Source organism: Vibrio sp. 2134-1, from assembly GCF_033339495.1.
Window position 1 is genome coordinate 1 of the sequence record NZ_JAWOUS010000031.1, and the last position, 14,796, is coordinate 14,796.

The 14,796-nt window shown below is 47.4% G+C and carries 16 protein-coding genes; 8 read left to right on the plus strand and 8 right to left on the minus strand.

Features of this window, described 5'->3' with window-relative positions:
- Window positions 1-398: 398 nt before the first annotated feature.
- The gene (locus R7R78_RS21930) at window positions 399-947 is read left to right on the plus strand and encodes a gamma carbonic anhydrase family protein (protein ID WP_213969140.1); all 549 of its coding nucleotides are present in this window, start codon (window positions 399-401) and stop codon (window positions 945-947) included.
- Between the two features lie 7 nt (window positions 948-954).
- Here the strand turns inward: R7R78_RS21930 and R7R78_RS21935 are convergent, their stop codons facing one another.
- From R7R78_RS21935 to R7R78_RS21950, 4 genes are all read right to left on the minus strand, one after another.
- On the minus strand, window positions 955-1,218 hold the full coding sequence (locus R7R78_RS21935; RefSeq protein ID WP_005379090.1) for a DUF1488 domain-containing protein: 264 nt from the start codon (window positions 1,216-1,218) through the stop codon (window positions 955-957).
- A gap of 3 nt (window positions 1,219-1,221) precedes the next feature.
- A complete protein-coding gene (gene aroE / locus R7R78_RS21940) occupies window positions 1,222-2,055 on the minus strand; it encodes a shikimate dehydrogenase (RefSeq protein WP_005379088.1) in 834 nt (277 codons plus the stop codon).
- Between the two features lie 101 nt (window positions 2,056-2,156).
- The gene (hemF, locus tag R7R78_RS21945) at window positions 2,157-3,074 is read right to left on the minus strand and encodes an oxygen-dependent coproporphyrinogen oxidase (protein ID WP_053350839.1); all 918 of its coding nucleotides are present in this window, start codon (window positions 3,072-3,074) and stop codon (window positions 2,157-2,159) included.
- A gap of 47 nt (window positions 3,075-3,121) precedes the next feature.
- Window positions 3,122-3,679, minus strand: coding sequence for an L-threonylcarbamoyladenylate synthase (locus R7R78_RS21950; protein WP_005379084.1), 558 nt, complete (start codon window positions 3,677-3,679; stop codon window positions 3,122-3,124).
- Window positions 3,680-3,878: 199 nt separating this feature from the next.
- On the opposite strand from R7R78_RS21950, the gene purE reads away from it, so the two are divergent.
- Together purE and R7R78_RS21960 are read left to right on the plus strand one after the other, a co-directional pair.
- Window positions 3,879-4,364 (plus strand): 5-(carboxyamino)imidazole ribonucleotide mutase, encoded by a 486-nt coding sequence (gene purE / locus R7R78_RS21955; protein WP_005379082.1) that lies wholly within the window; start codon window positions 3,879-3,881, stop codon window positions 4,362-4,364.
- Between the two features lie 4 nt (window positions 4,365-4,368).
- A complete protein-coding gene (locus R7R78_RS21960) occupies window positions 4,369-5,502 on the plus strand; it encodes a 5-(carboxyamino)imidazole ribonucleotide synthase (protein WP_225474240.1) in 1,134 nt (377 codons plus the stop codon).
- Between the two features lie 65 nt (window positions 5,503-5,567).
- Here R7R78_RS21960 and R7R78_RS21965 read toward each other — a convergent pair whose 3' ends face one another.
- The 4 genes from R7R78_RS21965 to R7R78_RS21980 all read right to left on the minus strand — a co-directional run bounded on the left by R7R78_RS21965 (window position 5,568) and on the right by R7R78_RS21980 (window position 8,883).
- On the minus strand, window positions 5,568-6,137 hold the full coding sequence (locus tag R7R78_RS21965; RefSeq protein ID WP_085570045.1) for a type I DNA topoisomerase: 570 nt from the start codon (window positions 6,135-6,137) through the stop codon (window positions 5,568-5,570).
- 76 nt (window positions 6,138-6,213) lie between these two features.
- The gene (locus R7R78_RS21970) at window positions 6,214-6,693 is read right to left on the minus strand and encodes a DUF494 family protein (RefSeq protein ID WP_005379074.1); all 480 of its coding nucleotides are present in this window, start codon (window positions 6,691-6,693) and stop codon (window positions 6,214-6,216) included.
- A gap of 2 nt (window positions 6,694-6,695) precedes the next feature.
- Window positions 6,696-7,805, minus strand: a complete 1,110-nt coding sequence (dprA, locus tag R7R78_RS21975; protein ID WP_225474241.1) for a DNA-processing protein DprA — start codon at window positions 7,803-7,805, stop codon at window positions 6,696-6,698.
- Entirely contained in the window at window positions 7,789-8,883 is a 1,095-nt protein-coding gene (locus tag R7R78_RS21980; RefSeq protein WP_017821578.1) for a LysM peptidoglycan-binding domain-containing protein, read from the minus strand. Before R7R78_RS21980 ends, dprA begins: the two co-directional genes overlap by 17 nt.
- Before the next feature lie 138 nt (window positions 8,884-9,021).
- On the opposite strand from R7R78_RS21980, the gene def reads away from it, so the two are divergent.
- The 5 genes from def (at window position 9,022) to R7R78_RS22005 (ending at window position 14,780) form a co-directional block, all read left to right on the plus strand.
- Window positions 9,022-9,540 (plus strand): peptide deformylase, encoded by a 519-nt coding sequence (gene def / locus R7R78_RS21985; protein ID WP_005379068.1) that lies wholly within the window; start codon window positions 9,022-9,024, stop codon window positions 9,538-9,540.
- 33 nt (window positions 9,541-9,573) lie between these two features.
- On the plus strand, window positions 9,574-10,521 hold the full coding sequence (gene fmt / locus R7R78_RS21990) for a methionyl-tRNA formyltransferase (RefSeq protein WP_225474242.1): 948 nt from the start codon (window positions 9,574-9,576) through the stop codon (window positions 10,519-10,521).
- A gap of 80 nt (window positions 10,522-10,601) precedes the next feature.
- The gene (rsmB, locus tag R7R78_RS21995) at window positions 10,602-11,885 is read left to right on the plus strand and encodes a 16S rRNA (cytosine(967)-C(5))-methyltransferase RsmB (protein WP_085570047.1); all 1,284 of its coding nucleotides are present in this window, start codon (window positions 10,602-10,604) and stop codon (window positions 11,883-11,885) included.
- Between the two features lie 63 nt (window positions 11,886-11,948).
- Entirely contained in the window at window positions 11,949-13,325 is a 1,377-nt protein-coding gene (gene trkA / locus R7R78_RS22000) for a Trk system potassium transporter TrkA (RefSeq protein WP_005379062.1), read from the plus strand.
- Between the two features lie 9 nt (window positions 13,326-13,334).
- Window positions 13,335-14,780 carry a TrkH family potassium uptake protein gene (locus tag R7R78_RS22005; RefSeq protein ID WP_005386656.1) on the plus strand — a complete coding sequence of 482 codons (1,446 nt, stop codon included), beginning with the start codon at window positions 13,335-13,337 and terminating at the stop codon, window positions 14,778-14,780.
- Window positions 14,781-14,796 lie beyond the last annotated feature (16 nt).

The following is a 14,796-nucleotide window of genomic DNA, read 5'->3' on the forward strand; positions in this document are numbered from 1 at the left end:
TGATACCGAAGTATCGAATTGGATTATCATCAACGAGTGCCCACACAGATTGATAGGTCTATATTGTTAAAGAGCTTTCCTGTTGAGCTTTGCTCAAAACAGGACGGCCATTTTAGCGAGTTAAAGTTTAGTGTCAATCACTTTTTTCAAACTTTCTTCAAGCGTTTCCGCTTGGCTAATTTGGCTTGCTAACTTGGCTTCTTACTTTCGAAACTTAAGCTTCGAAGCGTTGCCGTGTCAGCGAGGTGGCATTATAGAGATTGCGATCACATTGGCAAGCCCTTTTTCTCGTTTTTTTTGATTTTTTTATCGTTTGGGTGTTTTTTATTCTAAAAGGCGAGTTTTCACTACTATTCTACCTCCATACACCCTGTAATCGCCCTGAATAAGGAAAAAAGATGAGCTCAATGAGAAGCTACAAAGGTATAAAGCCTGAACTTGGTGAGCGTGTTTACGTTGACCCAACCTCTGTTTTAGTCGGTGATATCCGAATTGGCGATGATTCTAGCATTTGGCCATTGGTAGCAGCGCGAGGCGATGTAAACCACATTCACATTGGTGATCGAACGAATATTCAAGATGGCAGTGTTTTGCATGTCACCCATAAGAACGCCGAAAACCCAAACGGCTACCCATTGATTATTGGTAATGACGTTACGATTGGCCACAAAGTGATGCTGCACGGTTGTGAGATCCACGATCGTGTTTTGGTTGGTATGGGAGCTATTGTTTTAGATGCTGTTGTAATTGAGTCAGAGGTGATGGTCGGAGCAGGCAGTTTAGTGCCACCTGGGAAAGTATTAGAAAGTGGCTACTTATATGTTGGAAGCCCAGTAAAACAAGCTCGCCCTCTATCAGAAAAAGAACGAGCTTTCTTGCAAAAGTCTGCCAACAACTATGTGCAGAACAAAAACGACTACTTAAATGAAGTAAAAGACTTGAACTAAAACCCTGTTAACCGATGATGATATGGCCTTCTTCGTTGAAGGCTTCATCTTCTATTAGCTCTTCAGCCATTTCTTCTAGGTCGAATCGGTAATCAGTAAACACTTTAATTGCCGCTTGCTCAGTTTCAATCAGTGAACCACTGAGCTTTTCTAACTTTTGTTTCGTCACAAAGCACTCTATTAGTGCGCCTGATTGTTGCGCCGAAAAGTTTACCGATTGTGATACTTCATCCCATGATTGAATATCTGGGAATAAGATGGATTGATTCATCGCTTATTGACCTTCAAGGTTCTTTCTTAGTTCTCTGAGAATTTGTTTGGCACCAGGACGTAAGCCACGCCAGAGCATAAAGCTTTCCGCAGCCTGCCCAACTAACATTCCAAGACCGTCATACGCATGAGCGGCACCATTCTCTTTTGCCCATAAGTTAAAGCTCGTCACCCCTTTGCCATAAATCATGTCATAGCTTGTACTGTTAGCGGCAAAGATGGAGGATGAAATAGTCGGCAGTTCACCACTAAGAGAAGCGGATGTGGAGTTAATGATGACATCATACTCTTCATCAATACTTGCTATCTCTTTGGCGAGGATAGGACCGTGAGAGACAAACAGCTCTGCAAGCTCCTGTGCTTTACTAAAGGTACGGTTGGTAATGGTTAAAGAGGTCGGCTTTTGATCAAGTAGTGGCTTAATAACACCACGAGCTGCACCACCAGCGCCAATAATTAGGATTCGCGCGCCTTCCAATACAACCTGATGCTGAAGCAGATCTTGCACTAAACCTGCACCATCAGTGTTGTCACCGATGATTTCACCATCGTCTAACTTCTTGAGGGTATTTACCGCGCCTGCTAACTGAGCCCGTTCTGTCAATCGACTAGCAAATTGATAAGCATCTTCTTTAAATGGCATAGTGATGTTGCACCCCTTGCCACCTTCAGCAAAAAACACCTTCGCCGCGTCAATAAAACCATCAACAGGTGCACTTTCTGCGGTGTACACCAAAGATTGATTAGTTTGACGAGCAAACAAGGTGTGAATGAATGGCGACTTACTGTGTCCGATAGGATTACCAAACACGGCATAGCGATCGATTTGCTGGGTCATTTCCTTACCTTTGTTCCTTACTTAGATATAGAGAAAACAGGGCCACCTGATTACAGATGACCCTATCACTATCTATCTATATAGAAAAGGAGATTCCGTGCTTACCACTCTCGGGGCGTTAGGTATCGCTCGTAAAGTTCAGCTTCTGGCGATCCCGCTTCTGGCTCGTAGCAGTACTCCCAGCGAGCGAGCGGCGGCATTGACATCAGAATCGACTCAGTACGCCCACCACTTTGTAAACCAAATAAGGTACCACGATCATACACTAAGTTGAACTCTACGTAACGGCCGCGACGATATAGTTGGAATTCACGCTCACGCTCACCATACTCGATCTCTTTACGACGAGAAACGATCGGCAAGTAAGCCTGGCAATAGCCTTCACCGACTGCTTTGATGTAAGCAAAACACTTATCAAATTCCCACTGGTTTAGATCATCAAAGAACAAACCGCCAACACCGCGAGTTTCATTACGATGTGGTAGGAAGAAGTATTTGTCACACCATGCTTTATGCTCTTGGTAAACATCGTCACCAAATGGCGCACAAAGCAGTTTTGCAGTGTCGTGCCATGATTGGCAATCTTCTTCAAATGGATAGAACGGCGTTAGGTCAAAACCACCACCAAACCACCAAATTGGGTCTTCGCCATCTTTTTCTGCAATAAAGAAGCGGACATTGGCGTGTGAAGTCGGTACATAAGGGTTTTTAGGGTGAATAACCAAAGAAACACCCATCGCTTCAAAACGACGACCCGCTAGCTCTGGACGATGCGCTGTCGCAGATGCTGGCATTTCTTTCCCTTCCACATGCGAGAAGTTCACGCCTCCCTGCTCGAAAACAAGGCCATCACGCATAACACGTGAGCGCCCACCGCCACCAAGACGTTCGCCCGGTTCACGATGCCATGCATCCTCGACAAAGACGGCCTTTCCATCTTCTTGTTCTAACTGCTGACAAATGGAGTCCTGAAGTGACATCAAGAACTGCTTTACGGCGTGCTTATCGATCGCTGACATACGTTATTACCTATTACGTGAAACCTAATGATGGCTGGCTAGCAGGGTTAACCCTGTCTTAATATTTGTGAAGTTTTGGCGTCACGAATCTCGCTGGGTTTATCACGACCGCTGGTCTCGCCACGAAGAATGGCGACCAGCTTATCACCCAACTGCTCTTCGACTTCTTCCGTGGTCATACACGGTGGTAAGCCGGAAAGATTCGCGCTGGTAGAGGTTAACGGCTTTCCGAATGCATTACACATTTTTTGCACCAAAGGATGATCAGTCACACGAACCGCAATTGAATCAAACTGCCCTGAAACCCAGTTGGATACTTTATCGCTCGCTGGCATGATCCAAGTGTATGGGCCTGGCCAAGTGGCATGAACAGTCTGTAATTGTTCTTCAGTCAACTGAGATTCATCAATATAAGGCAAGAGCTGATCATAACTTGCCGCGATGAGAATCAGCCCTTTTTCTACCGGACGCTGCTTGAGCTCTAATAGCTTTTGAATTGCTTCTGGGTTATCTGGATCACATCCGACACCAAAAACCCCTTCTGTTGGATAGGCAATCACTTCGCCTTGCTTGAGTGCGTTGAGCACTTGTTCAAAGTTATCCACCGATTACTTCCTATTTGTTTGACTGTGTTGTTTTCACTAAGTGTACAAATATTCATTCTCAGACACTAAAGCAATTTTTTTATAAAATGTATCAATAGCGCCAACAACAAGACGCAAACGTTTGCTTGAGATAAAAATCCCCGTATAATGCGCACAAATTTATAGCTCACCTAATTTTTGCAGCTTAAAGGAGTTTGAGATGAAAGTCGGTATCATCATGGGTTCTAAATCCGATTGGCCAACCATGAAACTAGCAGCGGACATGCTAGACCAATTTGGCGTGCCTTACGAAACAAAAGTCGTGTCAGCACACCGAACTCCTCAATTACTGGCTGACTACGCCAGTGGCGCAAAAGAACGCGGCATCAAAGTTATCATCGCAGGCGCAGGTGGTGCAGCCCACCTACCAGGTATGGCGGCGGCGTTTACTAGTTTGCCAGTGCTTGGGGTTCCCGTTCAGTCTCGTGCACTGAAAGGTATGGATTCACTGCTTTCTATTGTACAGATGCCAAAGGGAATTGCGGTTGGTACATTGGCGATTGGCGAAGCGGGCGCAGCAAACGCCGGTATCCTAGCAGCGCAAATCCTAGGCACTCATGATGAAAACATCATGGCGAAGGTAGAAGCATTCCGTAATGAGCAAACGGAAACAGTTCTCGCAAATCCAAACCCTGCAGAGGATTAATCAGATGCATGTACTGGTTCTTGGTGCGGGTCAGTTGGCTCGTATGATGTCTCTGGCTGGTGCGCCACTGAATATTCAAATTTCAGCTTACGATGTCACCAACGGTGATGTCGTTCACCCTTTAACTCAACAGGTACTTGGCCATGGTTTGGAAAATGCGATTACGCAAGTTGATGTGATTACTGCCGAGTTCGAGCATATTCCACATGACGTGCTCAAGGTTTGCGAAGCGAGCGGCAAGTTCCTACCAAGTACGCAAGCCATCAAAGCAGGTGGTGATCGCCGTATTGAAAAAGCACTGCTTGATGATGCCGGCGTGCGCAACGCGAAATACTACGTCATTGAAACTCGTGAAGACTTTGACCGCGCAATTGAACACGTTGGTATGCCAATGGTTCTGAAAAGTGCATTAGGTGGTTACGATGGTAAAGGCCAATGGCGCTTAAAAGAAGCTTCTCAAGTCGACGACATTTGGACTGAGATGGCAGAGTGCATCGCGGCAACACCAACTCAAGCGATTGTTGCTGAAGAGTTTGTTCCTTTTAACCGCGAAGTATCACTGGTTGGTGCTCGAAGCAAAGATGGCAGTGTGGAAGTGTACCCTCTGGCAGAGAATGTTCACACCAACGGTGTATTGAGTCTTTCTACTGCGATTGATGCGCCAGGGTTACAGGAACAAGCAAAGCAAATGTTCACGGCAGTCGCAGATAGCCTAGATTACGTTGGCGTATTAGCGCTTGAGTTCTTTGATGTCGATGGGGCACTTTTAGTGAATGAGATTGCTCCACGCGTGCACAACTCTGGTCACTGGACACAGCAAGGTGCAGAAACGTGTCAGTTTGAAAACCATCTGCGCGCAGTGTGCGGCTTACCATTAGGTAGTACGAAATTGGTTCGTGAAACCTCAATGATCAATATTCTTGGTGAAGACACACTACCAGATGCATTGTTATCAATGGATGGTTGCCACCTTCATTGGTATGGCAAAGAGAAACGTGCAGGTCGCAAGATGGGACACATCAACGTGTGTGGCGACTACCCAGGAGAATTGCACCGTAGGTTGTGCGCCCTGGCAGACATCTTAGACCCAATAGCTTTCCCAGCCGTGCAAGCGTTCGCTAAACAGCCTCAACACTAACGTTTGGCAGCAAAAAAACAAAAAAGGGTCGCACGATGCGACCCTTTTTAATTCCTTTGATGTATTTACCCTTGTTGGGTGTGCTGGCACTTACGGTTGGCACATTGCAATTTCACACCACTGGCAAGTTTCTTCTCCACCAACAGAGTAAAACCACACTCTTCGCATCGCCCCTTGACCGGAGCAAGGTTCACAGCAAATTTGCATTTAGGGTAGTTGTCACATGCGTAGAAGGTTTTGCCAAATCGGGTTTTACGCTCAACCAAATGTCCTTTGCCACATTCAGGGCAAGCGTGTTGCTCTTGTGACTGCGCCTCTGGCTCTGGTTGATTAATCGACTCAATATGATGACAAGCCGGGTAGTTACTACAACCGACAAACATGCCGTAGCGCCCTTGGCGGAGTACCAACTCATTGCCACACTCAGGACAAGGCACACCCAACTCTTTCACGATGTGCCCATCATTGCTGTGTAGCGGTTTAATATAATCACAGCTTGGGTAATGGTTACAGCCGAGAAATGGGCCATGTTTTCCGTGCTTGAGAGCTAGCTCACCACCACATTTTGGACACGGCTCGTGTTCCAAAGCGTGTTCATGGGCAGAGAAAAGGGTGTTGTCGATTTTACTACTCATACTTACCGTTTCGTGAAAAACACACAAAAAGACAAGCTCGCGTTTATTCTAGCTAAACTCGAACTTGCCCAGATGGTTAGTGAAGAATCCCTTGTTCCTTGGTGTACAACAGCTCTTCCATTAGCGTGTAAGCGTTTTCGTTGCCAGGCACATTAAACAGCACCATCAGAATGATCCATTTGAGGTCTTCAAGCTCAAACTCACTCGTTTCTAATCCCATCACTCGGTCAATCACCATTTCGCGAGTTTCTGTGGTTAACACATTGATTTGCTCGAGAAACAATAGAAATCCTCGGCATTCCAAATCTAAACGCTGCATCTCTTTCGCTGTGTAGATACGAGTTGATGACGAAGCCATGCAAGTCGAGATTGCAGAAGAGGTGTCACTTTGCTGCAATGCGGCAAGCTCTTCTAACCAGACAAGGGCTTTGTAGATATCTTTTTGTTGGAAGCCTGCACGAAGCAACTCTTCTTCCAACTCGTCTTGTTCGACCTGTAACTCTGCATCGCTATGGATGTAGGTTTCGAATAGATACATCAGTATATCCATCATCATAGCTAGCCCCTCCCCTTTCGAATATAGCCACCTGAAACCGCAACGACATGCCCAGAGAGTTCTAACTCTAAGAGCTGCATCATGACTTCTTGGACAGGTATATTGGTCCTGTTTGCAAGAATATCAACCGGTGTAGCTTCACTTCCTACGTTAGCTAACAGCTGAGGAAATGGCAATTCTTCTTCATCATTTAACGTAGAAAATAAATCGGTACTCTGATTAATAGACCAATCAAGCAAGGACTGTATTTCATCTAAGACATCTTTCGTCTTTTCTACGAGGCAAGCGCCATGACGTATCAACTGGTTTCCACCGCAGGCATTGGGGGCATTGATTGACGCTGGCAGAGCAAATACTTCTCGACCTTGCTCAAGCGCGTAACGAGCTGTAATTAACGAGCCGCTCTTTTTCGCCGCCTCGACGACCAGTACACCAAGCGATAATCCACTAATAATACGATTACGACGCGGGAAGTTTTCTGGGCGCGGCTTGGCATTAGGCCGAAACTCAGACACCAAAGCCCCATGTTCAATAACACGTTGCGCTAAACCACGATGACGTGCCGGATAAATATTTTCTAAGCCAGATCCTAGCACCGCAATCGTCTTACCACCCGCTTGCAACGCACCATCATGCGCATGACCATCAATGCCTAAAGCGAGACCACTGGTGACAATAAAATCGTGCTGAACAAACTCTGCAGCAAACTGACGTGCATGCTGTAATCCATCAATACTCGCATTTCGACTTCCAACCATCGCGATTTGTGGCAGAGAAAGACAAGTAGGGTATCCTTGAACAAAAAGTAGAGGTGGCGGTGCAACGATTTGTTTGAGCTGAGGTGGATAACACGGGTCAGTCAGTGTCAGGATATGATGATTTGTAGAAGCCTCAAGCCAGCTTAAACAAGCATCGACTTCTTTATCTGTTGAAGCCCAAGCTTGAATTTGCTTAGTTGTTAACCCAAGTTGTTGTAGCTGTTCAGGAGAGAAGTTTACGATGTTACGTGGCGTGTCTCTTGCCAGTAGCTTATTCATTTTGACGCCGCCAATGCCTGGTAAACAACTCAGTTTTAACCAGGCAGCGAGATCATCGTTATTTCGTCGATTCATCGATGGTTAATTCGTCCGCCAACGGTGACACCACCGAAATATCTTGGTTAATGGGTTTCGTACTGTTAGTGATCAGTGCCAAGCTAAAGTACTCATAAGGGCGAATGACCAGCAACTCACCAACTTTGCTTTGAGGCAAAGTAATTTTCTTATCAAGCACGCCAAACTCTTTCTTGAACTCATCGCCGTCTTTGTAAACTGGGTGCGCGTCTTCTTTTAAATCAAACACACTGCCTTGCTTCAGATTGTCTGACGTGCCTTTATCAATCACCACAACTTGGTTAGTTGAACTAAAGCGAATACCTTCGATATTACCTAGCAACTTTGCAGAACTGCCTTGTGGCGACGGCAGCGGATAGAACGTTGTTGTGAAGTCAGTATTCTCAACCGATTGATTTGGCAACGCGATATCGTTACGTAGGATTTCTTGCATTTGCGATGTAAGCTTCAAACCTGAATAATCACTCGAAGCTTCAACGAGCTCGCCTTTGGCAATCAAACGCAGCGCGGTAATCTCTTCGGACACATCGTCACGCGAAAAGGTAGCTACTGGTCGGTAAATAGCCCAACCTGTCGCGGTCTGATTGCCATTGATATACAGCACATCTTCTGCAGTCAGATACTTACTGCCTTTGCTGCTACCCATCACTTTTGCTGCTCTGTTCAACGAATCTTTATCTAGCAACCGATCCGATTTAAGGTAAGGCATCACCAAACCTTCCGCGACCGTTGGTACGGCTTTCTTTTCTGTGATGCGAGCTTTCGGGCTCAGCTTCTTAACCGGTTTTAGGCTCAACACGGGCTGACCGTTAATCCACACCAAAGACAGCTTGTCTCCGGGATAAATTAAATGAGGGTTATCGATTTCCGGGTTTACTTGCCATAAACGAGGCCACAACCACGGGCTATCTAAGTACATGGCCGAAATATCCCATAGCGTATCGCCCTTCACGACTACATACGTTTGTGGCGCATCATCTTTAACAGTCAGTGGGTTCGCATCCACATTTGCTACAGCGTTGAAAGAGAAAAGTAACGGCAACGTAACACTGGCAACGTTGCGGAAAATTCGATTCATGACCCTCGTCCTTGGTCTATTAAGCAGGAACCAGAATGGAAATTGGTGCAAGGATGCTGTCATTTAGGCTATAAAATGTCTAGAATTGAGCCAACAAGGTTTGTGCTGTTTCGGCACAGTTCAATATTTCGAGTGAATATGTCTGTATTACAAGTATTAACATTCCCGGATGATCGCCTGCGCACAGTCGCAAAGCCTGTTGAAGCGGTGACGCCTGAGATTCAAAAAATCGTCGATGACATGATTGAAACCATGTACGACGAAGAAGGTATTGGCCTTGCTGCAACGCAGGTTGATATCCACAAACGTATCGTAGTGATTGATATTTCAGAAACTCGCGATGAGCCGATGGTGCTAATCAACCCTGAGATTCTGGAAAAGCGTGGCGAAGATGGCATCGAAGAAGGCTGTCTGTCGGTACCAGGTGCACGCGCACTTGTGCCTCGCGCTGCAGAAGTTACCGTTAAAGCACTGGATCGTGATGGCAAAGAGTTCACCTTTGAAGCCGACGACCTGTTAGCGATTTGTGTTCAACACGAGCTTGATCACTTACAAGGTAAGCTGTTCGTGGATTACCTATCGCCACTGAAACGCAAACGCATTCAGGACAAGCTAGCGAAAATCAAACGCTTTAACGAGAAGCAGCAAAACGCTTAATCTCGAACCATACCAATTAGAAGGAAGTCTACCTTGAGTCAGTCTTTACGAATTGTCTTTGCAGGTACTCCGGATTTCGCCGCCCGTCACTTGGCGGCGTTGTTGTCTTCGGAGCATGAAGTCACCGCGGTTTACACAAACCCAGATCGTCCAGCGGGTCGTGGCAAAAAATTGGCTGCGCCACCGGTAAAACAACTGGCGCTAGAACACAATATCCCGGTTTACCAACCTGAAAGCTTTAAGTCCGACGAAGCGAAACAAGAACTTGCCGATCTGAACGCCGACCTCATGGTTGTCGTGGCGTACGGTATGCTACTGCCACAAGCGGTTCTTGATACCCCTAAACTGGGTTGTATCAACGTACATGGTTCTATCCTACCTCGTTGGCGTGGTGCGGCGCCAATCCAACGCTCTATTTGGGCGGGCGATGCAGAAACTGGCGTGACCATAATGCAGATGGATATCGGTCTCGACACTGGTGATATGCTGAAGATTGCCACGCTGCCAATCGAAGCGACAGATACCAGCGCTTCAATGTACGAAAAATTGGCTGAGCTTGGCCCAGAAGCCCTGATTGACTGCCTAGCAGACATTGCTGCGGGTAAGGCAGTGCCAGTGAAGCAAGACGATGAGCTCGCGAACTACGCGAAAAAGCTCAGCAAAGAAGAAGCACGCATCAATTGGAACGACGATGCGACGCACATTGAGCGCTGCGTTCGTGCATTTAACCCATGGCCAATGAGCCACTTTGAGGCGGCAGAAAACAGCATCAAAGTATGGCAAAGCCGTGTGGCAGAGCAAACCAGTGACAAACCAGCCGGCACCATCGTACAAGCAGATAAAACCGGTATTTATGTTGCGACAGGCAACGGCGTACTGGTGCTAGAGCAACTGCAAGTTCCTGGCAAAAAAGCCATGTCAGTTCAGGATATTCTGAATTCGCGTGCGGCTTGGTTTGAAGTTGGCACTCTGCTGGTTTAAGCCATACTAGGGGTTATTATCCCCAATTATACGAACTTTTAGAGGGCAGAGATGCCCTCCTTTACTTTAAGGTACTCATCATGAATGTTCGCGCTGCGGCTGCTAACGTCCTGTATCTTGTCGTCGACAAGGGCCACTCACTTTCAAGCGCTCTTCCAGCGGCTCAACAAACGGTACGACCTCGTGACCATGCTCTGCTACAAGAGATTTGTTACGGTGCGCTACGTTACCTACCTCGCCTAGAAATGATCGCAAACCAGTTGATGGATAAGCCGCTCAAAGGCAAACAACGTGTATTCCATCACCTAATTCTGGTTGGTATTTACCAACTGAGCTTCATGCGTATTCCTGCGCACGCAGCTGTCGGTGAAACAGTTGAAGGCACTAAAGAGCTGAAGGGTCCTCGTCTGCGTGGTTTGATTAACGCTGTATTGCGTAACTACCAGCGCAACCAAGAAGAACTCGACCAAATGGCCGTCAGCAACAACGCTGGCAAGTACGGTCATCCAAGCTGGTTACTAAAACTGCTGCAAGAGGCCTACCCACAGCAATGGGAAAGCATTGTTGAAGCAAACAATCAAAAAGCACCAATGTGGCTGCGTGTGAACCAACAACATCACACTCGTGATGAATACCTTGCGCTGCTCAAAAATGAAAACATTGATAGCACGCCACACACAGAAGCAATGGACGCCATAAAATTGGCCGCACCATGTGATGTGATGAAGCTGCCTGGTTTTGAGAAAGGTTGGGTTTCGGTACAAGATGCGGCAGCTCAGCTTTCGATCAACTACCTAAAACCACAAGACGGCGAACGGATTTTAGATTGCTGTGCAGCGCCAGGTGGCAAGACGGCGCACATTCTAGAGCGCACGTCGGGCAGTGAAGTGGTCGCGATTGACTGCGACGACACACGCTTGAAACGTGTGCATGAAAACCTGAAGCGTCTCAACCTTCAGGCAAAAGTGGTTTGCGGTGATGCGCGTAATCCACAAGAATGGTGGCAAGGCGAGCAATTTGATCGCATTTTGCTGGATGCCCCATGTTCTGCGACTGGCGTGATTCGTCGTCACCCAGACATCAAATGGCTACGTCGTGCAGACGACATCGCCGCATTAGCAGAGCTGCAAAGTGAAATTTTTGATGCCATGTGGACGCAACTGAAGCCCGGCGGCACCATGGTTTACGCGACTTGTTCAATCACACCGCAAGAAAACGTGGAGCAAGTAAAAGCGTTTTTAGCACGTACCGCGGATGCGCAACTGCTGGATTCTGATCCCGACCAGCCTGGTCGTCAAATTCTACCAGGCGAAGAAGATATGGATGGTTTCTACTACGCAGTGCTAACTAAAACACACGCGTAACAGCATGCTAAATAGGGCGATTGAAGTGATTTCAATCGCCTTTTTCAGATACGAGAAAAGAGTATGAAGATCATTATTCTTGGTGCAGGTCAGGTTGGCGGCACACTGGCAGAAAACCTAGTGGGTGAAAACAACGACATCACCATCGTCGACAATAATGCCGACCGACTGCGTGAATTGCAGGACAAATACGACCTACGTGTGGTCAATGGCCATGCGAGCCATCCAGACGTGCTACACGAAGCTGGCGCGCAAGACGCCGATATGCTCGTCGCAGTAACCAACACTGATGAAACCAACATGGCCGCCTGTCAGGTCGCGTTCACTCTATTCAATACCCCAAACCGCGTTGCGCGTATTCGCTCTCCAGAATATCTGGCCGAAAAAGAAGCCCTGTTTAAATCTGGTGCTATTCCTGTTGATCACCTTATCGCACCAGAAGAACTCGTCACGAGCTATATCGAACGTCTGATCCAATACCCAGGCGCGCTGCAAGTGGTGAGTTTTGCTGAACAGAAAGTCAGCCTAGTGGCGGTGAAAGCTTACTATGGTGGCCCGTTGGTGGGTAACGCGCTGTCTGCTTTGCGTGAGCACATGCCGCACATCGATACCCGTGTGGCGGCGATTTTCCGTCAAGGCCGTCCGATTCGCCCACAAGGTACCACCATTATTGAAGCCGACGATGAAGTGTTCTTCGTTGCAGCAAGTAATCATATTCGCTCAGTGATGAGTGAGCTTCAGCGCCTAGAAAAACCGTACCGCCGCATCATGATTGTTGGCGGGGGTAACATTGGCGCAAGCTTGGCAAAACGCCTAGAGCAAACTTACAGCGTGAAGCTGATTGAGCGTAACTACCAGCGTGCAGAAAAGCTCTCTGAGCAACTAGAAAACACCATCGTGTTCTGCGGTGATGCGGCAGACCAAGAGCTTCTCTCGGAAGAGAACATCGACCAAGTCGACGTCTTCATCGCGCTGACCAACGAAGATGAAACCAACATCATGTCTGCAATGTTGGCAAAACGCATGGGCGCTAAAAAAGTGATGGTGCTGATCCAACGTGGCGCTTATGTAGACCTGGTACAAGGCGGCGTAATTGATGTAGCAATCTCACCTCAGCAAGCCACTATTTCAGCCTTGCTAACGCACGTTCGTCGCGCTGATATCGTAAACGTATCCTCACTTCGCCGCGGCGCTGCGGAAGCGATTGAAGCCGTCGCTCACGGTGATGAAAGTACATCTAAAGTGGTTGGACGTGCGATTGGAGATATAAAGCTTCCACCTGGGACCACCATTGGTGCTATCGTTCGTGGCGAAGAAGTTCTTATTGCCCACGACCGTACGGTCATCGAGCAGGATGACCATGTGGTGATGTTCCTGGTCAACAAAAAATACGTATCAGACGTCGAAGCGCTATTCCAGCCGAGTCCATTCTTCCTCTAGGATTTTCCTATGGTCAACTTACGTCCCGTACTGTTTGTTATCGGGCTGGTTTTATCCAAACTGGCCCTGTTTATGTACGTGCCGACTTTGGTCGCTTTCTTTACCGGTACGGGGGGGTTCCTCGATTTCGCCCAAGCCGTTGTGATCACGCACCTTGCCGCCTTCATCTGCCTAACGATAGGTCGAACCGCCAAGTTCAAACTCAGCGTACGCGATATGTTCCTCATCACCAGTTTGGTTTGGACCATCGCGAGTGCGTTTGCCGCCTTGCCATTTGTGTTTATCAACCACATCAGCTTCACCGACGCCTACTTCGAAACGATGTCGGGTATCACCACGACGGGCTCAACGGTGCTCAGTGGCCTAGACAACATGGCGCCGAGCATCTTGCTGTGGCGCTCTATTTTACAGTGGCTTGGTGGCATTGGTTTTATCGTGATGGCGGTAGCAGTGTTACCTATGCTGAATGTCGGTGGTATGAAGCTATTCCAAACCGAATCATCAGATTGGTCGGATAAAAGTAGTCCAAGAGCGAAAACGGTCGCCAAAAACATCGTAGCGGTTTATTTGATGCTAACAGGCTTATGTATTTTGGGCTACTTGGTCACCGGCATGAACCTGTTCGAAGCAATCAACCATGCCTTTACTACGCTATCGACGGGTGGATACTCTACATCTGATGGGTCAATGAACCACTTCTCTAATGGCGCACATTGGGTGGCCACTACCTTTATGTTCTTAGGTGGTTTGCCGTTTTTGCTCTTTATCGCCGCATTACGTAAACGCCGTATTGATGTGTTGGTTAACGACGCTCAAGTTAGAGGATTTGCGTACCTGTTCGTATTCTCTAGCTTAGTGATTTCAGCTTGGCTAGTGATTCGAGATGGGTACACCATTTTGGATGCCCTGCGAGTGTCGATGTTTAATATTGTCTCTGTCGTCACCACAACTGGCTTTGGCTTAGAAGACTTCACCGCATGGGGCGCATTACCCACTACTCTTTTCGCATTCTTAATGATGGCGGGAGCATGCTCAGGATCAACGTCTGGCGGGATCAAAATCTTCCGCTTCCAAATTGCAATGACGCTGCTAAACAAACAAATGATGAAGTTGATTCACCCTTCTGGGGTGTTTGTACAGCGTTATAACCAGCGACCGGTGAATGATGATATTGTTCGCTCAGTGGTGGCATTTGGCTTGATGTTTTTTATCACCATTATCTTTATCGCGGGTTGTTTAAGTGCTCTTGGCCTCGACCCTGTGACCAGTATTTCTGGCTCAATCACCGCCGTTGCCAATGTTGGCCCTGGTATGGGCAGTGTGATTGGCCCGACAGGCAACTTCGCGCCTCTGCCCGATACTGCCAAATGGCTCTTAAGCTTTGGGATGTTAATGGGCCGCTTGGAAATTCTGACTATTCTTGTACTGTTCTTTCCTGCGTTTTGGCGCCGCTAAGCAGACTCTAATTAAA

Coding starts and splice junctions, on each gene's coding strand:
- R7R78_RS21930 (WP_213969140.1), top strand. CDS start 399: ATGAGCTCAATGAGAAGCTACAAAGGTATAAAGCCTGAACTTGGTGAG.
- R7R78_RS21935 (WP_005379090.1), bottom strand. CDS start 1,218: ATGAATCAATCCATCTTATTCCCAGATATTCAATCATGGGATGAAGTA.
- aroE (WP_005379088.1), bottom strand. CDS start 2,055: ATGACCCAGCAAATCGATCGCTATGCCGTGTTTGGTAATCCTATCGGA.
- hemF (WP_053350839.1), bottom strand. CDS start 3,074: ATGTCAGCGATCGATAAGCACGCCGTAAAGCAGTTCTTGATGTCACTT.
- purE (WP_005379082.1), top strand. CDS start 3,879: ATGAAAGTCGGTATCATCATGGGTTCTAAATCCGATTGGCCAACCATG.
- R7R78_RS21960 (WP_225474240.1), top strand. CDS start 4,369: ATGCATGTACTGGTTCTTGGTGCGGGTCAGTTGGCTCGTATGATGTCT.
- R7R78_RS21965 (WP_085570045.1), bottom strand. CDS start 6,137: ATGAGTAGTAAAATCGACAACACCCTTTTCTCTGCCCATGAACACGCT.
- R7R78_RS21970 (WP_005379074.1), bottom strand. CDS start 6,693: ATGATGATGGATATACTGATGTATCTATTCGAAACCTACATCCATAGC.
- dprA (WP_225474241.1), bottom strand. CDS start 7,805: ATGAATCGACGAAATAACGATGATCTCGCTGCCTGGTTAAAACTGAGT.
- R7R78_RS21980 (WP_017821578.1), bottom strand. CDS start 8,883: ATGAATCGAATTTTCCGCAACGTTGCCAGTGTTACGTTGCCGTTACTT.
- def (WP_005379068.1), top strand. CDS start 9,022: ATGTCTGTATTACAAGTATTAACATTCCCGGATGATCGCCTGCGCACA.
- rsmB (WP_085570047.1), top strand. CDS start 10,602: ATGAATGTTCGCGCTGCGGCTGCTAACGTCCTGTATCTTGTCGTCGAC.
- trkA (WP_005379062.1), top strand. CDS start 11,949: ATGAAGATCATTATTCTTGGTGCAGGTCAGGTTGGCGGCACACTGGCA.
- R7R78_RS22005 (WP_005386656.1), top strand. CDS start 13,335: ATGGTCAACTTACGTCCCGTACTGTTTGTTATCGGGCTGGTTTTATCC.